This window comes from Microbacterium sp. NPDC091676, from assembly GCF_044756645.1.
Lineage (GTDB): Bacteria > Actinomycetota > Actinomycetes > Actinomycetales > Microbacteriaceae > Microbacterium > Microbacterium paraoxydans_D.
The window spans coordinates 562,934-581,271 of sequence record NZ_JBIVTI010000001.1 but is presented as its reverse complement, the minus strand read 5'-3'; the positions used below and the strand labels follow the sequence as shown (position 1 = coordinate 581,271).

The following is an 18,338-nucleotide window of genomic DNA, read 5'->3' as shown; positions in this document are numbered from 1 at the left end:
AACCCGCGGCCCTTCTCGTCAGACGACGTCCGCGCCTTCGAGATGTTCCTCGACGAGGGTGATGCCCCCGCTCGAGTTCGCGGAGTGCGCGAGCTCCTCGATCCAGCGTCGGCTCAGCTCGGGCGGCTCGGTCTCCTCGAAGACGAACCGGAGCGGGATCGACGGGTGCAGCCACAGCGTGGACCGGCCGGGAGCATCGCCCTCCGGGTGACGCCAGGAGAGCGTGAAGCTCTCGTTCCGCCGCAGCTTCGTGGCGATGACGACCTTGAGGTGCGCGAGCGCACGGTCTTCGATCTGGATCGGCGTCTGGGTGTCGCCGTAGTACAGGCTGCCCATCGTCAGCCGACCTTCGCGGCGGGGGCGGCGGGAATGTTCATGGCGCTCCTTGGGAACGTTGGGGGGGAAGACGGCAGACCGCTCCCGGGGATACTTGGACTCTAGCCAATTTGCGCACGACATCGTGCGCATCAGGGCGACGCGCCGTCTGCTGCGAACAGAGTATGCGCGCGGTGTCAGTCGGCCGTCATCGAGCGGTCAGGACGGGCGGATTCCCGTACGCCTCGCGATAGGCCACGGCGAAGCGGGAGACGTTGCTGAACCCCCACCGGCGCGCGATCGCGGACACCGAGGTGCCCTTGCCGTGTCGCAGATCCCGATGCGCGCCGTCGAGCCGGGCGCGCCGCAGAGCCTCGTTCGGGGTCATGTCGAGCGCGCGGCGGAAGGCATACTGCAGGCCGCGGGTGGACATGTAGGCCGCCGCCGCGACGTCGTCCACCGTGATGGGCAGGTGTGCGTTGTCCTCGATGAACGCGAGGGCGCGGCGCACCGAGGCCGGCGCCGCGGAGCGTTGAGCCGGACGGTGCAGCGACTCGCTGAAGGTGGTGGGGAACGCCGACATCGTCAGCAGGAGCGCATGGCGTTCGAGCTCGGCGGCGATGAGCGGATCGGTCCCGTCCGCTCCGAACGAGCCGTCGATGTAGGAGAACATCCGCTCCCACCGCGCCCCGTCCTCGCGAGTGTGCGGAGCGAGCCCGGTGGCGCGGAGCTCGAGGCGGTCGTCACCGGTGATCTGCCTGACCGAGTCGCGCGCCGCCGCGCGATCGAACACGAGAGCACGGACGCGGGCGACCTGGTTCCACTTCGCCTCGACCCGGACGCCGTCCGTGAGCCACGGCTGACCGGCGTCGAGTCCTTGCCGGCCCGACCAGATCCGGGCATCGGCGGCATCGACGCGACACACCAGCAACTGATCCTCCGGCTCGGCGCGGGAGTGCACCTGGGCCGCGAGCTGATAGCGGACGAGCGACATGGACGCCGCCTCCACCGAACGCCAGTCGAAGCGGAACCGGCGGGGGTCCACATCCTGGAGGGTCGCCGAGGGCACGAACTGCTGCCAGGTGGACTCCACCTGCTCGATGTCCGTGGATGTGAACTGCACCGACACTCCTTGCTGCGCCTCGTCCGGGCGGCCGGGGCTTCTTGGACAGTAACCCACGCCGCTGACAAGACGGTGGGGACGCCCCGGGGGTATCCGCCGAGCAAGCGGGAGCGCCGAGGCCTCGTAGACTCGGACCATGAGCGTGCCTTCCCCCTATGCGGAGCGATTGAGCCGGATTCCGGTGCAGCGCCAGGAGGTGGAGGTGCGCGGCGGAACGACGGCGTACTGGGTCTACGGTCCGGACGACGCCGAGACGACCGTCATCGCGGTTCACGGCTTCCGGGGTGAGCATCACGGACTCGAGTCGGTCCTCGCCTTCCTTCCGGAGCTCCGCGTGCTCGCGCCCGATCTGCCCGGATTCGGGGAGTCCGCGCCGCTGCCCGGTCGGCGCCACGACCTGCAGGAGTACGCGGGGTGGTTGACCGACTTCGCCGCGGCCACCGCGCCGGGTGCCGTCATCCTCGGCCATTCCTTCGGCTCCATCGTGAGCGCGGCCGCCGTCGCCGGAGGACTGGAGACGCCGCGGCTGATCCTCGTGAACCCCATCGGCGCACCGGCGCTCGAGGGGCCGAAGGGCATCATGACCCGGCTGGCGGTGCTCTACTACGCGCTCGGCGCCCAGCTTCCGCCGCGGATCGGGACCGCGCTGCTGCGGAACCGGGTGATCGTCCGCGTGATGAGCATGACCATGGCGAAGACGCGGGATCCGGAGCTGCGCCGCTTCATCCACGACCAGCACGACACCTACTTCTCGCGATTCTCCGATCGTGACGTGCTGCACGACGCCTTCGTCGCGAGCGTCTCGCACGACGTCAGGGAGTTCGCCTCCGCGATCGACGTGCCCACACTCCTCATCGCCGCCCAGCGGGACGACATCACCCCGATCGAGGCGGAGCGGAAGCTGGTGACGCTCTTCCCTGACGCGTCTCTCGTCGAGATCGCCCAGGTGGGCCACCTGATCCACTACGAGACCCCGGCGGAAGCGGCCGGGGCGATCCGTCGGTTCCTCAGGATTCCCGTCGCGCGAGGCCGATGAGCCCGGCCACCCGGAACGGGATCACCTCACCCATGGCGAGCGAGGTCTCGGTCCGCTCCACACCCTCGATGGAGAGGATCCGGGCGTCCGTGTCGAACAGATGACGGGCGTCGCGGCACGCCACGCGCGCCAGCAGGTCGATGGATCCGCTCAGGCCGTGCGCCTGGACGACCTCCGGGATGCGCGCCAGCTCGTTGATGATGCGGGGGAGCTCGGTCTGGCGGACGCCGATGCTGACGAACGCCTGCAGCGGGAACCCCAGGACATCGGGGGAGAAGGCGCGCTCGTAGGAGAGGAAGACGCCGCTCTGCTCCAGCCGGGCCATCCGCGCCTGGATGGTGTTGCGCGACAGGCTCATGCGCTCGGCGAGAGCGACGATCGTCACGCGCGGGTCGTCGGCGAGGGCGGCGAGAAGCTCCAGGTCGATCCGGTCCAGTCCAGGCATAGTGCCAAACCCTAGCAGCACGGCACCCGAGAAAAATGAGCAACATGCTCAATCGGTATGGAGTTGCTTGAGCGAGGTGTTGACCAGACGTACCCTCAGACCATGCCGGTGATGACGCCGGCTCCATTGCGCGTCGCCCCACGAGGGCCGCCAGGGACGAGGAGGACGATGATGTCGCCGCAGACCACCCCCATCGCGGACACCGCCCAGGATCTGGAGCTCTCGGAGCGGATCCTCACCCCGGACGGGACGCGTGTCTCGAACGGCCGCCTCGACCCGTTCGTCGCCGGTGTCGACGCCGCGCAGCTGCGCGCCCTCCATCGCGACATGGTCATCCTCCGCCGCATCGACGCCGAGGGCGTCGCGCTGCAGCGCCAGGGCCAGCTCGGGCTCTGGGCGCCCTGCCAGGGCCAGGAGGCCACGCAGATCGGCACCGCCCGGGCCCTCGACCCGCAGGACTACGTCTTCCCGAGCTACCGCGAGACCGGCGTGATCTACGCCCGGGGCGCCGAGCCCGGCGACTATGTGCGCATGTGGCGCGGCGAGGAGGGGGCAGCCTACGATCCCGCAGCCCTGCGGGTCGCTCCGCTGCAGATCATCATCGGCGCCCAGACCCTGCACGCGGTCGGCTACGCCCTCGGCATCCGGCACGAGAACGCGCCGGAGGTCGCCGTGACCTACTTCGGGGACGGGGCGACCAGTCAGGGCGACGTCAACGAGGCCATGATCTTCGCCGCGTCCTACCAGGCGCCGGTCGTGTTCGTCTGTCAGAACAACCACTGGGCCATCTCCGAGCCGGTCACGGTGCAGTCGCAGTATCCGATCGCGGGGCGTGCCCCCGGATTCGGGATCCCGAGCCTGCGCGTGGACGGGAACGACGTCCTCGCCTGCCTGGCTGCGATGCGCTGGGCGCTGGAGCACGCGCGTTCCGGAAAGGGTCCGGCGTACATCGAGGCGGTGACGTACCGGATGGGTCCGCACACCACCGCGGACGACCCCACCCGGTACCGGGACGAGGCCGAGTTGGAGTCGTGGCGGCGTCGCGACCCCATCGCGCGCCTCGAGGCGTACCTCCGCGCCACCGGTGACCTCACCGCGGAGCACGTCGCCGAGACGCAGGCGGCTGCGGACGCCGTCGCCAAGGAGATGCGGGCGACCTGCCTGGGCATGGTCACCCGTCCGCCCCTGGCGGTCTTCGACGGCGTCTACGCCGAGCCGCACACGGGGCTGGAGCGGCAGCGCGACGAGTACGCCGCCTATCTCGCGTCGTTCGAGGGCGAGGCGTGACCATGACGGAACTCACTCTCGGCAAGGCGCTCGGCGCCGGTCTCCGCCAGGCGATGCGCGAAGACGAGAAGGTCGTGCTCCTGGGGGAGGACATCGGGAAGCTCGGCGGCGTCTTCCGGATCACGGACGGCCTCCTCGACGAGTTCGGGGCGGCCAGAGTCATCGACACGCCCCTCGCGGAGTCGGGGATCGTCGGCACGGCCGTCGGCCTCGCCTTCCGCGGCTACCGCCCGGTCGTCGAGATCCAGTTCGACGGCTTCGTCTACCCGGCCTTCGACCAGATCGTCTCCCAGGTCGCGAAGCTCCACTACCGCACCCAGGGGCGCGTGAAGATGCCGATCACCATCCGGATCCCCTGGGCCGGTGGCATCGGTGCCGCGGAGCATCACTCCGAGTCTCCGGAGGCGTACTTCGCGCACACCGCCGGCCTGCGGGTCGTCGCCGTCTCGAACCCGGAGGACGCCTATCGGAGCCTCCGGCAGGCGATCGCGTCGGACGACCCTGTCGTGTTCTTCGAGCCCAAGCGGCTCTATCACCACAAGGGCGAGGTCGACCTCGAAGCCCCGCTCGCGGACGCGCCGCCGATGGGACTCGCGCGGGTCGTGCGCTCCGGGACGGACGTCACGATCCTCACCTACGGGGCCATGGTGAGCACCGCCCTGCAGGCGGCGGAGGCCGCTGAAGACGAGGGCGTCGCCCTGGAGGTCATCGACCTGCGTTCCCTCTCGCCGGTGGACTACGACTCCGTCGCCGCCTCGGTGCGGAAGACCGGGCGTGTGGTCGTGGCGCATGAGGCCTCCCGGGAAGCCGGGCTCGCCGCGGAGGTCATCGCGAGCGTGACCGAACGCTGCTTCGAGTACCTGGAGTCCGCCCCGCTACGGGTCACCGGCCACGACGTGCCGTACCCGCCGGCCAAGCTCGAGAAGTACCATCTGCCCGACCTCGACCGGATCCTCGATGCGGTCGACCGCGTGATGGATCGCCCGCACAGCCTGACGGGAGCAGACGCATGATCGCCGAATTCCGCCTTCCGGACCTCGGCGAAGGTCTCACCGAGGCCGAGGTCGTGCACTGGCTCGTCGCGCCCGGCGACAGCGTCGCGCTGAACCAGACCCTCGCGGAGGTCGAGACCGCCAAGGCGGTCGTCGAGCTGCCGTCGCCCTATGAAGGCACGGTCACGACCCTGCACGCGGACGCCGGGCAGACCGTCGCCGTGGGAGCTCCGCTGATCGCCTTCGACATCGAGGGGGAGGATCCGCCCCTGCCGCCGTCCGGTGGCGGGCAAGAGGCCCCCGCGGAGAAGGCGCAGCCCAATCTCGTGGGCTACGGCGCCGCCCCGACCTCGAGCGGGCGCCCCGCGCGTCGGGCGCGACGCCGAGGCGCTGCTTCCGACGGGGCTTCGGTGGCCGACACGGCCGTTCTCGAGGCGGCGCCGCACGATGCGACGCCATCGGTCGCGGTCGAGCCCGTTCTGGAGCGACCACGGTCCACCCCTCCGGTGCGCGCCTACGCCAAACGACGGGGCGTCGACCTCGTCCTCGTCGCCGCCGCCGTCGGAGACCGTGTGATCACGAGAGCGGATGTGGACGCCTACGCCGAGCGCGTCGGAGCGAAGCCATCACGGCCCGCGGGCACGCCTGAGCGCGAGACCACCGCGGCATCCGGAACCCTTCCGCGCGCGGAGGGGAGGCCGCGGGAGACGCGCATCCCGATCCGCGGGGTCCGCAAGCACACGGCGGCGGCGATGGTGCAGAGCGCCTTCACCGCCCCGCACGTCACGGTGTTCCACACGGTCGATGTGACCGCGACCATGGAGATGCTGGCACGCCTCCGCGAGGACCGAGTGCTCGCGGAGCACCGGATCGGTCCGCTCGCCGTCGTCGCGAAGGCGGTCTGCCTCGCCATGCGCCGTGCTCCGGGCCTGAACGCGCGGTGGGATGAGGAGTCCGGAGAGATCGTCGAGTACGGCTTCGTCGACCTGGGCATCGCCGCCGCGACCGACCGTGGTCTCATCGTGCCGATGATCCGGGATGCGGAGCGGATGAATCTGGTGGAGCTGTCCGCAGCGATCCGTGCGCTCGCGGAGACCGCGCGTGCGGGGAAGACCTCGCCGGCCGAACTCGCCGGAGGTACGTTCTCACTGTCGAACATCGGGGTGTTCGGGGTGGACGCCGGCACACCGATCCTCCCGCCGGGGCAGTCCGGCATCCTCGCGGTCGGTGCCGTGCGTCGGCAGCCGTGGGAGTACCGCGGGGAGATCGCGCTGCGTCAGCTCATGACGCTGAGCCTGTCCTTCGACCACCGCCTCGTGGACGGGGCTGAGGGCGCGACGTTCCTCAAGGACGTGGCGGACATCCTCGAGGATCCGGGGCGGGCGATGCTGCTCAGCTAGCGGCGCGCAGCGCGGCCTCGGCCATCGCGACCAGCACGGTCGCGGTGGCCGTGTGCCGTCTCGTCGCGGCGCGGGTGCTGTGCGGGGTCGAGTTGATGAGACCGAAGCACGCCTGCACGCGCAGCCGCAGCTCGTCGCGGTCGAGGGGCTCCGGACGATCGAGGGCGGCGAGCGCATCCATCCAGAGCTCGATGTAGGCGCGCTGCAGCCGGCGGACCTCGGCGCGGTCGTCGTCGTCGAGGAAGGCGAGGTCGCGGTCCTGCACCTGGATCACCTCGGCGTTGCCCAGCGCGAACTCGACATGGAAGCGGATGAGTCCGCGCATCCGCTCGTCGGCTGCCGTCGTCTCCTCGGACACGCGTCGTCCGCCCGCGACGAGATCCTGACTGACCTTGACCAGGACCGCGCCGAGAAGGGCCTGCTTCCCGGCGAAGTGGCGGTACACCGCGGGGCCGGACACGCCGACGGCGGCGCCGATGTCCTCCAGGCTCACGCCGCTGTACCCGCGCGCGGCGAAGAGCCGTGCCGCGGCGTGTAGAAGCGCGTCGGAGCGTTCCGCCTTGGCGCGGTCGCGGGCGGTGGCGGGGCTTGTCATCTCAGTTAATCCTCGCTAACCTGAATCAACGGGTTAGTGAACACTAACCGAGAATGCATGCAGCGCGCCAGGTTCCCGCCCGGCGCGACGTGGGTCGAGGAGGACGTCACGATGCCGGCAACCCAGGAAGCGCTCGCCCAGCAACTCCGCGATCGTCTCGCCGCGGCAGCGCAGGGCGGGCCGTCCGCCTCCCGTGAGCGCCACGTGGCCCGCGGCAAGCTGCTGCCGCGCGACCGGGTGGCGCGCCTCCTCGACGAGGACAGTCCGTTCCTCGAGGTCGCGCCGCTCGCGGCCGACGGCCTGTACGGCGGCGAGGCACCCGGGGCCGGTGTCATCGCCGGCATCGGCCTGGTCCACGGCCGGCACGTGATGGTGGTCTGCAACGACGCCACCGTGAAGGGCGGGACCTACTACCCGCTCACCGTGAAGAAGCATCTGCGGGCGCAGGAGATCGCCCTCGAGAACCGCCTGCCCTGCCTCTACCTCGTCGACTCGGGTGGCGCCTTCCTTCCTCGCCAGGATGAGGTGTTCCCGGATCGGGAGCACTTCGGACGGATCTTCTTCAACCAGGCCCGCCTGTCCGCGCAGGGCATCCCGCAGCTCGCGGCGGTCCTCGGCTCATGCACGGCCGGGGGAGCCTACGTGCCGGCGATGAGCGACGAGACCGTCATCGTCCGTGGACAGGGCACGATCTTCTTGGGCGGGCCGCCGCTGGTGAAGGCGGCGATCGGCGAGGTGGTCACGGCGGAGGAGCTCGGTGGCGGGGAGCTGCACGCCCGTCGCAGCGGGGTCGTGGATCACCTGGCCGACGACGACGAGCACGCCCTGGAGATCCTCCGCGACATCGTCGCGACGCTGCCGCCGCCGCTCGCCCCGGCCTGGGACGTCGGGGAGAGCCGCGCCCCGGCGGACATCGGCTCCCTGTACGACGTGGTCCCCGTGGACGTCAACGCCGCGTACGACGTGCGTGAGGTGATCGCACGCCTCGTCGACGGCGACACGTTCCATGAGTTCAAGGCCGAGTACGGCACCACACTGGTGACGGGTTTCGCGCGGCTGCACGGCCACCCCGTCGGCATCGTCGCGAACAACGGCGTGCTGTTCAGCGAGTCGGCGCTCAAGGGTGCGCATTTCATCGAACTCTGCGATCAGCGCGGCATCCCGCTGCTCTTCCTGCAGAACATCACCGGCTTCATGGTCGGGTCCGACGCGGAAGCCGGTGGCATCGCGAAGGACGGGGCGAAGATGGTCACGGCCGTCGCGACCACCCGCGTCCCGAAGCTGACGGTCATCATCGGCGGCTCCTTCGGAGCGGGCAACTACTCGATGTGCGGACGTGCCTACTCTCCGCGGTTCCTCTGGACCTGGCCCGCGAGTCGGATCTCGGTCATGGGCGGAGCACAGGCCGCCTCCGTGCTCGCCACCGTGAAGGACGACCAGCTCTCCGCGCGCGGCGAGTCCTGGACCGCGGAGGAGCGGGCGGCGTTCGAGGAGCCGATCCGAGCGCAGTACGAGGAGCAGGGGGAGCCGTACTACGCGACCGCGCGGCTGTGGGACGACGGCATCGTCGACCCGGAGCAGACCCGCGACCTCCTGGGCCTCGCTCTCGACGTCGTCGCCCGCAGCCCCCTGCCCGAGCCGCGCTTCGGCGTCTTCCGGATGTGAGCCCCATGTCGCACTCGCCTTCCCTCTCGTTCTCCTCGGTCCTCGTCGCGAACCGCGGGGAGATCGCGCGCCGGATCATCCGGACCCTCCGCGACCTCGGAATCCGCAGCATCGCGGTCTACAGCGACGCGGACGCGGACGCCCCGCACGTCCGCGAGGCGGATGCCGCCGTGCGGATCGGTCCGGCGCCGGCGGGGGAGTCCTACCTCGACATCGACGCCGTCATCACGGCGGCTCGCGCCTCGGGGGCGGAGGCCGTCCACCCCGGGTACGGATTCCTCTCCGAGAGCGTCGGGCTCGCACAGGCGTGCGCGGAGAGCGGCATCGTCTTCATCGGCCCCACCGTTGAGGCCCTGCAGATCATGGGCGACAAGGCGCGAGCCCGTGAGCACGTGAGCCGCAGCGGCGTGCCCGTGGTGCCGGGCTTCGACGCGCGCGGGCTGTCCGACGCGGAGATCCGTGAGGAGGCGGAGGCGGTCGGATTCCCCCTCCTCGTGAAGCCGAGCGCAGGCGGGGGCGGGAAGGGCATGGAGGTCGTCGCCGACAGCGCCGGTCTTCCCGGCGCCCTCGGATCCGCTCGACGCGTCGCGGCATCCGCCTTCGGCGACGACGCGCTCATCCTGGAGCGTCTCATCCGCCGACCGCGTCACATCGAGGTGCAGGTGTTCGGCGATGCGCACGGCACCGTCGTGGCGCTCGGTGAGCGCGAGTGCACGCTCCAGCGTCGTCACCAGAAGGTGATCGAGGAGGCGCCGTCCGCCGGGATCCCGCCCGCGACCCGCGACCGGCTGCTCGCGGCGGCCGTGCGCGCCGCGGAGAGCGTCGCCTACGTCGGAGCCGGCACCGTGGAGTTCCTCGTCGACGCGGACGCCCCTGAGGATGCCTTCTTCATCGAGATGAACACCCGGCTGCAGGTGGAGCATCCGGTGACCGAGGAGGTCACCGGACTCGACCTCGTCGCGCTGCAGCTCCGCATGGCCGATGGACAGCCGCTCGACGTCGAGCCACGGACGACCGGCCATGCCGTGGAGGCGCGGGTGTACGCCGAGTCCCCGGAACGCGGGTTCCTGCCCTCGACGGGGACCGTGCTGCTCTTCGAGGCGCCTCCGGGCGTCCGGGTGGATGCGGCCGTCGAGTCCGGGAGCGTGGTGAGCGGGTTCTACGACCCGATGATCGCGAAGGTCATCGCGTGGGCGGAAGACAGGCAGGCGGCGCTGCAGCGCCTGGACGACGCTCTCGCGCGCACCGTGGTGCTCGGCGTGGAGACCAACATCGCGTTCCTGCGCCGGCTCCTCCAGGACCGCCGGGTGCGCGAGGGCGACCTCGACACCGGCCTCATCGAGACCCTGCTCCCGCTCGCACCGACGCCCCCGTCGGCGGCGCAGCTCGCGGCGGCCGCCGGCGTGGTGCAGAGCGGCCCTGAGGCGGTCACCGCGCGCGCGGGAGCCGGCCCGCTGTGGCAGAGCCTCCCGGGATGGCGTCTCGGAGCCGCGCCGCACGCCCCCGAACCCGTCGCCCTGCTCACCGACGACGACGAGATCGTGCGCGCGACGCCGCCCCTGATGCGCTCCGACCGGGTGCACGCGGCCCGCGACGCCGAAGGCGCCGTATGGCTCAGCGAGGAAGGACGGACGCTCCGACTGCGTCCCCTGGACCGCCGCGGCCGGATGCGCAGGCGCCTCGCCGCCGCGGAACGCGAGGCCAGGGCCACGGAACCCGAGGCTCGTGCGCCCATGCCCGGCGGCGTCGTGGCCGTTCACGTCGAGGACGGGGCGGCGGTCCGGGCGGGAGCGCCTCTCGTCGCGATCGAGGCGATGAAGATGGAGCACCCCGTGCTCGCGCCGCACGACGGCGTGGTGCGGCTGCTGGTCGCGGTCGGCGACCAGGTGCGGCGCGACCAACCGGTCGCCCGCGTGACGATGACGGAGGAGGACCGATGATGCACGATCTCACCGAGGAGGAGCGCGAGCTCGCCGCGATGGTACGCGAGTTCGCCGACACGGTCGTCGCGCCGCAGGCGTACGAGGCGGATCGCACGCACACGCTCTCCATGGACGTCGTGCGGCAGATGGGAGAGCTCGGCCTCTTCGGACTGCCTTTCCCCGAGGAGTACGGCGGGCAGGGCGGCGACTACATGGCGCTGGGCCTCGCGATCGAAGCCCTGGGGCGCGTCGACCAGTCGATCGCGATCACACTGGAGGCGGGGGTGAGCCTCGGGGCCATGCCCGTCTTCCGCTTCGGCACCGAGGAGCAGAAGCGCGAGCTGCTGCCGGATCTCCTGGCCGGTCGCGCCCTGGCCGGGTTCGGGCTCACGGAACCCGAGGCGGGAAGCGATGCGGGGGCGACGCGGACGACGGCGCGGCTCGACGGTGACGAGTGGGTGATCGACGGCTCCAAGCAGTTCATCACCAACTCGGGCACTCCGATCACCCGGTTCGTGACGGTCACCGCGGTCACCGGCCAGAACGAGGGACGCAAGGAGATCTCGACGATCATCGTCCCGAACGGAACCCCGGGATTCACGGTCGAACCGCCTTACGACAAGGTGGGGTGGAACGCGTCGGACACCCACCCGCTGACGTTCGACGGAGCGCGGGTGCCGGCGGGCAACCTCCTCGGCGAACGGGGGAGCGGGTTCCGCAACTTCCTCAGCATCCTTGACGAGGGCCGCATCGCGATCGCCGCTCTGTCGACCGGCGCGGCGGAGGGATGCCTGGAGGCGGCGGTCGAGTACGCCAAGAGCCGCACCATCTTCGGCAGCGCCCTCAGCACGCGGCAGAACGCCCAGTTCACGCTGGCGCGGATGCGGGCGCGCGTGCACACCGCGCGGCTCGCGTGGCACCATGCCGCGCGCCTCCGCGACGCGGGAGAGGCGTTCGCCGAGCAGGCGGCGATCGCCAAGCTCGTCGCGGGCGAGGCGGCGATGGACAACGCCCGTGACGCGACGCAGATCTTCGGCGGCAACGGGTTCATGAACGAGTTCCCGGTGGCGCGCCACTACCGTGACTCCAAGATCCTCGAGATCGGCGAGGGGACCACGGAGGTCCAGCTCCTCGTGATCGCCAGGGCGCTCGGGCTCGCCCGGTAGCGTGGAGGCATGACCATGCGCGAGATCGTGCAGCGCGGCCTGTACTACGAGGAGTTCGAGACCGACGTCCGGTATGTGCACCGCCCCGGCCGCACGGCTACGGAAGCGGACAACGTCCTCTTCACGACGCTGACGATGAACACCCAGGCGCTGCACCTGGACGCCGCGTTCGCCGATGCCCAGGAGCCCTTCCACGCGCGCCTCATGAACTCCATGTGGACGCTGTCGACGATGGTGGGCTCCTCCGTCGCCCAGCTGACACAGGGGACGCTGGTGGCGCAGCTCGGCCTCGGCGACATCGCCTTCCCGCATCCGCTGTTCGCCGGGGACACGCTCACGACCGAGAGCGTCGTCGTCGACAAGCGGCTCTCGTCGTCCCGCCCCGGTCAGGGCGTCGTGCAGATCGCGCACACCGGACGCAATCAGGACGGCACCGTGGTCGCGACCGCCGTCCGGACGGTGCTGGTGCGCTGCCGGCCGGAGGAGGACGCCGCATGAGCTTCGACCTCGGCCCTGCTCTGCTGTTCTGCCCGGCCGACCGCCCGGAGCGCTTCGCGAAGGCCCAGGAACGGGCGGATGCCGTGATCCTCGATCTGGAGGACGCCGTGCTGCCGGAGGCGAAGAGCGAGGCCCGCGAGAACGTCGTCGCCGCTGACCTCGACCCCGCGCGCGTCATCGTGCGCGTGAACGCCCCGGACTCCGCGGCGTTCGCGGACGACCTCGAGGCCCTGGCACGGTCACCGTTCCGGACCGTGATGGTCGCGAAGACGGAGAGCGCGGAGAGCCTGGACGCCTTCGGCGCGGGCTTCACCCTGCTGGCGCTGTGCGAGACGGCGCGCGGGATCCATGCGGCTCCCGACATCGCCGCGCATCCGGCGGTCGCCGGACTGATGTGGGGCGCGGAGGATCTGGTGGCCTCGCTCGGCGGCACGTCATCCCGGAATGACGAGGGCGGCTACAGGGACATCGCCCGCTACGCCCGTTCCCGGGTGCTGCTGGAAGCCGGTGCGCACGGGAAGGCGGCGATCGACGCCGTGCACGTCGACATCGGCGACATCGCGGGGCTGGACCGGGAGGCGAAGGACGCGGCGGCCTCCGGGTTCCGCGCGACGGCGTGCATCCATCCGAGTCAGGTCTCGGTGATCCGGACGGCGTATGCGCCGGACGCCGAGACCGTGGCGTGGGCCCGCGAGGTGCTCGCGGCTGCGGCGCAGGAGCGCGGTGTGTTCCGCTTCCGGGGACGGATGGTGGACGAGCCCGTGCTGCGGCACGCGCGCGCCGTGGTCTCCCGCGCCCGCTGAGGTCCGGTCAGAGGACGGGCGTCTCCTCGAGCAGCCGGAGGTAGCCGGGCGCCGCGACGAACCGGTGCGCGGAGCCGTTGCGCAGCACTTCGCCGTCCCGGGGGAGCGTGCCGCCGGAGACGTGGTCGATGACGGCGCGGATGACGCCGCCGTGGGTCACGACGAGCACCGACTCCGCCTGCGGCGCCGACCTCCGCCGGGCGTCCCGCGCGATGCGGTGCAGCGCGGCGATGGCGCGGACGCCGACCTCGTGCAGCGATTCCGCTCCCGGCACCTCCGCGTGCCAGTCGCCGTAGGTGGAGATGTAGTCGGGGACGAGCATGCCCTCCCCGTCGCCGAACTCCCGCTCCCGGATGTCGGGGACCACGCCGGCGATCTCCAGACCCAGGCGCTCCGCGATGATCCCGGCGGTCTCGCTCGCCCGCACGAGGGGGCTCGTGTAGACGGCATGGTGCGTCGTGCCCGCGAGCTTCTCGGCTGCCCACCGCGCGTCCTCGCGGCCCGTCTCGTTCAGCGGAATGTCGGTGGACCCCTGGATACGGCGGGCGAGGTTCCAGTCGGTCTGACCGTGGCGGATGAGGGTGAGATAGGTCACGAGAGCATCTCCTGCAGGGCGGGGAGCACGTCGCTGGTGCCGGCGGCGATGGTGACATCGGCCCAGGCGTCCGCGCGGGTCGGCTCGCGATTGACGATGATCAGAGGGATGCCGCGTCGACGCGCACGGTTCACGAGGCGCACGCCGGAGTTCACGACGAGAGAGGATCCGGCCACGATGAGCGCCTCGCTGGAGCGCAGCAACGATTCCGCGGCGCGGAAGCGGTCCTGCGGCACGTACTCTCCGAAGAACACCACGTCGGGCTTGAGCATGCCGTCGCAGACCGTGCAGGTCGGGACGAGGAAGCCCTCGGTGCTCTCCGGGAGGACGTCGCCGTCCGGGGCCAGCGCCACGTTCTCCGGGACGGTGATCCAGGGATTGCGCTCCTCGATCTGCACGGCGATGTCGCGACGGTCGAACACCTGGCCGCAGTGCAGGCAGAGCACGCGGCGCATGGTCCCGTGCACCTCGATGACGTGCGAGCTGCCCGCGCGGAGGTGCAGGCCGTCGACGTTCTGGGTGATGACGCCCGAGACCACGCCTCGGGACTCCATCTCCGCCAGGGCGCGGTGGCCGGGATTGGGCGCCGCCTGCGCGAACGCCCGCCAGCCGAGGTGCCCGCCGACCCAGTAGCGACGTCGCGCGGCCTCGTCGCCGAGGTAGGTCTGGATCGTCATGGGGTTGCTGCGCGTGCGCGCCCCCTCGCCGCGGTAGGCGGGGATGCCCGAGTCGGTCGAGATGCCGGCTCCGGTGAGGAGGGCGATCCGCTTGCCGCGCAGCAGGGTGGCGGCGTGGGAGAGCTCGGCCGACGGCTCAGCGGTGTTCGTCACGCTCACAGGACCTCCTCGATCGAGTCTACGGGGCGTGGGGAGAACGAGAGCCGGGATGGCAGAGTGGAGCGGTGGACCTCCAGCATGTGACCGAGATCGACGACCCGCGGCTGGACGACTACCGCGGCCTCACCGACAGCGCGCTCCGGGCCGTCCGAGAGCCCGCGGAGGGGCTCTACATCGCGGAGACCGCGAAGGTGATCGAGCGCGCGCTGGCCGCCGGACACGAAGCCCGGTCGGTGCTGGTCTCGACCCGGCGTGTCGAGGAGCTGCGGCGCGTTCTGGGCGAGCGCGCCGTCCCGGTGCTCGTGGTCCCGGACGAGGTCGCGGAAAAGGTCACCGGCTACCAGGTGCACCGAGGGGCCCTCGCCGCGATGCACCGCCCGGCCCTGGCGCCGATCGCGGACGTGGTGCGCGACGCACGGCTGGTGCTGGTCCTGGAGGACCTCGGCGATCACACCAACGTCGGTGCGGCCTTCCGTGCCGCCGCCGGGTTGGGGGCGGATGCGGTGCTGGTGTCGCCGCGCTGCGCCGATCCGCTCTACCGTCGCAGCGTCCGGGTGAGCATGGGCACGGTGTTCCAGGTGCCGTGGACCCGGATCGACGACTGGGAGGCGGCCGTGGGCGTTCTCCATGGGGACGGCTTCGACATCGCCGCCCTCGCGCTCAGCGACGCGGCCGTGGACCTCCGGCTGTACGCGGCACGGCGGCCGGAGAAGGTGGCGCTGCTCTTCGGCGCGGAGGGAGACGGTCTCACGCGGACCGCCCTCGACAGCGCGGACACGGTGGTGACGATCCCGATGGCCGGCGGCGTGGATTCGCTCAACGTCGCCTCGGCCGCCGCCGTGGCACTGTGGGCCCTCGCTCCCGCGGAGTGAGGGCGCGCGTCACTCCTTGCCGGGGAAGATGACGGGGGAGGGCTCGGGACGCTTCGCCGCGATGTGGTCACCGGAGGACTGGTGACGGAGACGACGGAGCACCCAGGGCACGAGGTGCTCCCTCGCCCAGCCGAGATCCTCGCCGCGGGCTGCGCGCCACGTGCGCAGGGGCAGGGGCTCGGGCTGCATGGCCTCGAGGTCGTTCGGCACGTTGAGGGCGCGGAGCACCATCCGCGCGACCTCGTGGTGGCCCAGCGCGTTGTAGTGGAGGCGGTCGTCGTCGAAGAAGCGGGCGTCCTGCACGACCTTCAGCGCCCACTGGTCCGCGACGATGCAGTCGTGCCGCTCCGCGATCGCGCGGACGTTCTCGTTGTAGATCGCGACCTTGCCGCGGAAGGGACGGAAGACCGGCGTGAACCCCGTGTCGATGCCGGTGAAGAGGATCACCGCGGCCCCGGTGGACGACAGGCGCGCCACCGCGTCCTCGAGCTGGGCGGCGATGGCGTCCGGGTCGGTGCCGGGCCGGATGACGTCGTTGCCGCCGGCGCAGATCGAGATGAGGTCGGGGCGCAGCGCGACGGCGGGCTCCACCTGGTCGGCGACGATCTGCGCGATGAGCTTCCCTCGGACGGCGAGGTTGGCGTAGGCGAAGTCGTCGACCTGCTGGGCGAGCACCTCGGCGACACGATCGGCCCAGCCGCGGTGGCCCCCGGGGGCCGCCGGGTCCGGGTCGCCGATGCCCTCGGTGAACGAGTCGCCGATCGCGACGAACCGGCGCCAGGGGTGCGGGGTCTCGTTCGCGACGTACGGGGTCCTGGTCGATTCCTGATCGCTCATCCGGCTCTCCTTCACGAACGCGTACGCGCACGATGGTGACCGCTGCGCAGTGACCGAGCCTACCCGTGCCGCTGCTCGGGAGGGGGGACGCGCGCGGCGTCGCGGCGGATGCCCCGGTGTCGGTGGGAGCGATTATCGTGGAGTCGATGCTCTCTCCGTCCTTCCCTCAGCGCGCCCCGTGGGGAACGGCGAACAAGCTGCGGGCATGGCAGCAGGAGGCCCTGGACGCGTACTTCCAGGCCGACCAGCGTGACTTCCTCGTGGCCGCCACACCGGGCGCCGGCAAGACCACGTTCGCGCTCACCCTCGCGGTCGAGCTCATGCGCATGGGGGAGGTCAACCGCGTCATCGTCGTGGCCCCCACGGAGCACCTGAAGACGCAGTGGGCCGATGCCGCCGCGCGCGTGCACATCCGTCTCGACCCGCGCTTCCGCAACAGCGACTGGGCTCCGGCACGGCACTATCACGGGGTCGTGGTGACGTATGCCCAGGTCGCCGCGAAGTCGTCGGTGCATCGCCACCTCACCGAGGACGCGAAGACCCTGGTCATCCTCGATGAGGTGCACCACGGCGGTGACGCCCTGAGCTGGGGCGACGCGATCCGCGATGCCTACGGGCCGGCGAAGCGCCGACTGCTCCTCTCCGGGACCCCGTTCCGCAGCGACACGGCGCCGATCCCGTTCGTGGAGTACCTCCCGGACGAGACCGGGGCCCGGGTCTCCAGCACCGACTACGCCTACGGGTACGGTCGCGCTCTCGCGGACGGCGTCGTCCGTCCGGTGCTCTTCCACATGTACGCGGGGAAGATGCGCTGGCGCACCAGCGCCGGAGACGAGCTCGAGACCCACCTCGGGCAGGACAACACGAAGGACGTCACGTCGCAGGCCTGGCGCACGGCCCTCGACCCCGAGGGCGACTGGATGCCGGCCGTGCTCTCGGCCGCCGACCGCCGCCTGACCGAAATCCGGCACCACATCCCCGACGCCGGCGGACTCGTGCTGGCCACGGATCAGACCGTCGCCAGGGCCTACGCCAAGATCCTGCACAGCATCACGCGCGAGCAGCCGACGATCGTGCTCTCCGATGACGCCACCGCGTCCGAGCGGATCGAGAAGTTCTCCGAGGGCACCGCCCGGTGGATGGTCGCGGTGCGCATGGTGTCGGAGGGCGTCGACGTGCCGCGGCTCGCGGTCGGCGTCTACGCGACCTCGTCGTCCACCCCGCTGTTCTTCGCCCAGGCGATCGGCCGCTTCGTGCGCGCCCGTCGTCGCGGAGAGGCGGCGAGCGTCTTCCTCCCGCACGTGCCCGTGCTGATGAAGCTCGCGAACGAGATGGAGAAGCAGCGCGACCACGCGCTCGACCGGCAGTCCAAGGACGACGACGGCCTCGACGACTCGCTGCTGGAGAGCGCGAACCGCGAAGACGAGGCCTCCGACGCACTGACCCAGGAGTTCAGCTACCAGGCGATCTCCTCCGTCGCGCACTTCGACCGCATGGTGTTCGACGGTAAGGAGTTCGGTCAGCTCGCCGAGCCGAACACGCCCGAGGAGGAGGAGTTCATCGGCTTCCCCGGCCTGCTCGAACCCGAGCACGTGCACGAGCTCCTCATGCAGCGGCAGGCCCGCCAGTCCCGGCATCGCGAGGTCCGGGAGGCCCAGGCCGAGCCGACGCAGACCACGACGCTGCCCGCACCACTGCACCGAACCCTGCGCGAGCAGCGCCAGCTCCTGAACAGCCTGGTGGGCCTCTACGCGCGGCAGTCGGGCCAGCCGCACGGTGCCGTCCACGCCGAGCTCCGTCGTATCTGCGGCGGCCCGGCGGTGGCGCAGGCGACCGTGACGCAGCTGCAGTCGCGCATCGAGGTGCTGCGCAAACGCGTCCGCTCCTGACGGCGGTCTCTACGCCGCTTCGGATCCCCGAAATGCTGGCAATCCTGGCCAGGACGCGGCCT

Annotated in this window: 18 protein-coding genes; 11 read left to right on the top strand and 7 right to left on the bottom strand. The window is 71.2% G+C overall.

The window, feature by feature from the left end; translation table 11 throughout:
• Positions 1-18: 18 nt before the first annotated feature.
• Together ACIQID_RS02985 and ACIQID_RS02980 are read right to left on the bottom strand one after the other, a co-directional pair.
• Positions 19-336, bottom strand: a complete 318-nt coding sequence (locus ACIQID_RS02985; RefSeq protein ID WP_331202826.1) for a hypothetical protein — start codon at positions 334-336, stop codon at positions 19-21.
• Between the two features lie 187 nt (positions 337-523).
• On the bottom strand, positions 524-1,438 hold the full coding sequence (locus tag ACIQID_RS02980; RefSeq protein WP_400281867.1) for an AraC family transcriptional regulator: 915 nt from the start codon (positions 1,436-1,438) through the stop codon (positions 524-526).
• 136 nt (positions 1,439-1,574) lie between these two features.
• Here ACIQID_RS02980 and ACIQID_RS02975 point away from each other — a divergent pair, with 136 nt between their 5' ends.
• Positions 1,575-2,474 carry an alpha/beta fold hydrolase gene (locus tag ACIQID_RS02975; protein ID WP_400281864.1) on the top strand — a complete coding sequence of 300 codons (900 nt, stop codon included), beginning with the start codon at positions 1,575-1,577 and terminating at the stop codon, positions 2,472-2,474.
• Here the strand turns inward: ACIQID_RS02975 and ACIQID_RS02970 are convergent.
• The gene (locus ACIQID_RS02970) at positions 2,446-2,919 is read right to left on the bottom strand and encodes an Lrp/AsnC family transcriptional regulator (protein WP_025103414.1); all 474 of its coding nucleotides are present in this window, start codon (positions 2,917-2,919) and stop codon (positions 2,446-2,448) included. The two genes, ACIQID_RS02975 and ACIQID_RS02970, sit on opposite strands and share 29 nt — an antisense overlap.
• A gap of 171 nt (positions 2,920-3,090) precedes the next feature.
• On the opposite strand from ACIQID_RS02970, the gene pdhA reads away from it, so the two are divergent.
• From pdhA to ACIQID_RS02955, 3 genes are read left to right on the top strand one after another with little or no spacing between them, the layout of a single operon-like run.
• Positions 3,091-4,206: a pyruvate dehydrogenase (acetyl-transferring) E1 component subunit alpha gene (gene pdhA / locus ACIQID_RS02965; protein ID WP_400285634.1), complete on the top strand. Its 1,116-nt coding sequence runs from the start codon at positions 3,091-3,093 to the stop codon at positions 4,204-4,206.
• Between the two features lie 2 nt (positions 4,207-4,208).
• A complete protein-coding gene (locus ACIQID_RS02960) occupies positions 4,209-5,219 on the top strand; it encodes an alpha-ketoacid dehydrogenase subunit beta (RefSeq protein WP_312672570.1) in 1,011 nt (336 codons plus the stop codon).
• Positions 5,216-6,598, top strand: coding sequence for a dihydrolipoamide acetyltransferase family protein (locus tag ACIQID_RS02955; RefSeq protein WP_400281860.1), 1,383 nt, complete (start codon positions 5,216-5,218; stop codon positions 6,596-6,598). Before ACIQID_RS02960 ends, ACIQID_RS02955 begins: the two co-directional genes overlap by 4 nt.
• Here ACIQID_RS02955 and ACIQID_RS02950 read toward each other — a convergent pair.
• Complete coding sequence (locus ACIQID_RS02950; RefSeq protein ID WP_331202831.1) at positions 6,591-7,193, bottom strand: TetR/AcrR family transcriptional regulator; 603 nt, start codon at positions 7,191-7,193, stop codon at positions 6,591-6,593. The genes ACIQID_RS02955 and ACIQID_RS02950 overlap by 8 nt on opposite strands.
• Before the next feature lie 111 nt (positions 7,194-7,304).
• On the opposite strand from ACIQID_RS02950, the gene ACIQID_RS02945 reads away from it, so the two are divergent.
• Genes ACIQID_RS02945 through ACIQID_RS02925 form a run of 5 tightly spaced genes read left to right on the top strand, consistent with a single transcriptional unit; the run spans position 7,305 to position 13,247 of the window.
• Positions 7,305-8,858, top strand: coding sequence for a carboxyl transferase domain-containing protein (locus ACIQID_RS02945; protein ID WP_312672567.1), 1,554 nt, complete (start codon positions 7,305-7,307; stop codon positions 8,856-8,858).
• 5 nt (positions 8,859-8,863) lie between these two features.
• Entirely contained in the window at positions 8,864-10,798 is a 1,935-nt protein-coding gene (locus tag ACIQID_RS02940) for an acetyl/propionyl/methylcrotonyl-CoA carboxylase subunit alpha (protein WP_400281857.1), read from the top strand.
• A complete protein-coding gene (locus ACIQID_RS02935; protein WP_400285630.1) occupies positions 10,798-11,946 on the top strand; it encodes an acyl-CoA dehydrogenase family protein in 1,149 nt (382 codons plus the stop codon). The genes ACIQID_RS02940 and ACIQID_RS02935 overlap by 1 nt, the downstream gene beginning before the upstream one ends.
• A 9-nt stretch (positions 11,947-11,955) precedes the next feature.
• On the top strand, positions 11,956-12,444 hold the full coding sequence (locus ACIQID_RS02930) for a MaoC family dehydratase (RefSeq protein ID WP_312672565.1): 489 nt from the start codon (positions 11,956-11,958) through the stop codon (positions 12,442-12,444).
• Entirely contained in the window at positions 12,441-13,247 is an 807-nt protein-coding gene (locus ACIQID_RS02925; RefSeq protein WP_400281854.1) for an HpcH/HpaI aldolase/citrate lyase family protein, read from the top strand. The genes ACIQID_RS02930 and ACIQID_RS02925 overlap by 4 nt, the downstream gene beginning before the upstream one ends.
• 7 nt (positions 13,248-13,254) lie before the next feature.
• Here ACIQID_RS02925 and ACIQID_RS02920 read toward each other — a convergent pair whose 3' ends face one another.
• The gene (locus ACIQID_RS02920) at positions 13,255-13,842 is read right to left on the bottom strand and encodes a histidine phosphatase family protein (RefSeq protein WP_060922608.1); all 588 of its coding nucleotides are present in this window, start codon (positions 13,840-13,842) and stop codon (positions 13,255-13,257) included.
• Positions 13,839-14,678, bottom strand: coding sequence for a Sir2 family NAD-dependent protein deacetylase (locus tag ACIQID_RS02915; RefSeq protein ID WP_331202835.1), 840 nt, complete (start codon positions 14,676-14,678; stop codon positions 13,839-13,841). The genes ACIQID_RS02920 and ACIQID_RS02915 overlap by 4 nt, the downstream gene beginning before the upstream one ends.
• 65 nt (positions 14,679-14,743) lie before the next feature.
• On the opposite strand from ACIQID_RS02915, the gene ACIQID_RS02910 reads away from it, so the two are divergent.
• Positions 14,744-15,550: a TrmH family RNA methyltransferase gene (locus ACIQID_RS02910; RefSeq protein WP_400281849.1), complete on the top strand. Its 807-nt coding sequence runs from the start codon at positions 14,744-14,746 to the stop codon at positions 15,548-15,550.
• A gap of 9 nt (positions 15,551-15,559) precedes the next feature.
• Here the strand turns inward: ACIQID_RS02910 and ACIQID_RS02905 are convergent, their stop codons facing one another.
• Positions 15,560-16,387: an SGNH/GDSL hydrolase family protein gene (locus ACIQID_RS02905; RefSeq protein WP_312672558.1), complete on the bottom strand. Its 828-nt coding sequence runs from the start codon at positions 16,385-16,387 to the stop codon at positions 15,560-15,562.
• Positions 16,388-16,533: 146 nt separating this feature from the next.
• Here ACIQID_RS02905 and ACIQID_RS02900 point away from each other — a divergent pair, with 146 nt between their 5' ends.
• Positions 16,534-18,276 carry a DEAD/DEAH box helicase gene (locus tag ACIQID_RS02900; RefSeq protein WP_136052804.1) on the top strand — a complete coding sequence of 581 codons (1,743 nt, stop codon included), beginning with the start codon at positions 16,534-16,536 and terminating at the stop codon, positions 18,274-18,276.
• Positions 18,277-18,338 lie beyond the last annotated feature (62 nt).

What these genes read in the sequence shown, in the direction of transcription:
- pdhA (WP_400285634.1), top strand. Translation starts at nt 3,091, where the DNA reads ATGTCGCCGCAGACCACCCCCATCGCGGACACCGCCCAGGATCTGGAG.
- ACIQID_RS02900 (WP_136052804.1), top strand. Translation starts at nt 16,534, where the DNA reads ATGCTCTCTCCGTCCTTCCCTCAGCGCGCCCCGTGGGGAACGGCGAAC.
- ACIQID_RS02940 (WP_400281857.1), top strand. Translation starts at nt 8,864, where the DNA reads ATGTCGCACTCGCCTTCCCTCTCGTTCTCCTCGGTCCTCGTCGCGAAC.
- ACIQID_RS02985 (WP_331202826.1), bottom strand. Translation starts at nt 336, where the DNA reads ATGGGCAGCCTGTACTACGGCGACACCCAGACGCCGATCCAGATCGAA.
- ACIQID_RS02975 (WP_400281864.1), top strand. Translation starts at nt 1,575, where the DNA reads ATGAGCGTGCCTTCCCCCTATGCGGAGCGATTGAGCCGGATTCCGGTG.
- ACIQID_RS02950 (WP_331202831.1), bottom strand. Translation starts at nt 7,193, where the DNA reads ATGACAAGCCCCGCCACCGCCCGCGACCGCGCCAAGGCGGAACGCTCC.
- ACIQID_RS02945 (WP_312672567.1), top strand. Translation starts at nt 7,305, where the DNA reads ATGCCGGCAACCCAGGAAGCGCTCGCCCAGCAACTCCGCGATCGTCTC.
- ACIQID_RS02935 (WP_400285630.1), top strand. Translation starts at nt 10,798, where the DNA reads ATGCACGATCTCACCGAGGAGGAGCGCGAGCTCGCCGCGATGGTACGC.
- ACIQID_RS02905 (WP_312672558.1), bottom strand. Translation starts at nt 16,387, where the DNA reads ATGAGCGATCAGGAATCGACCAGGACCCCGTACGTCGCGAACGAGACC.
- ACIQID_RS02925 (WP_400281854.1), top strand. Translation starts at nt 12,441, where the DNA reads ATGAGCTTCGACCTCGGCCCTGCTCTGCTGTTCTGCCCGGCCGACCGC.
- ACIQID_RS02970 (WP_025103414.1), bottom strand. Translation starts at nt 2,919, where the DNA reads ATGCCTGGACTGGACCGGATCGACCTGGAGCTTCTCGCCGCCCTCGCC.
- ACIQID_RS02955 (WP_400281860.1), top strand. Translation starts at nt 5,216, where the DNA reads ATGATCGCCGAATTCCGCCTTCCGGACCTCGGCGAAGGTCTCACCGAG.
- ACIQID_RS02930 (WP_312672565.1), top strand. Translation starts at nt 11,956, where the DNA reads ATGACCATGCGCGAGATCGTGCAGCGCGGCCTGTACTACGAGGAGTTC.
- ACIQID_RS02960 (WP_312672570.1), top strand. Translation starts at nt 4,209, where the DNA reads ATGACGGAACTCACTCTCGGCAAGGCGCTCGGCGCCGGTCTCCGCCAG.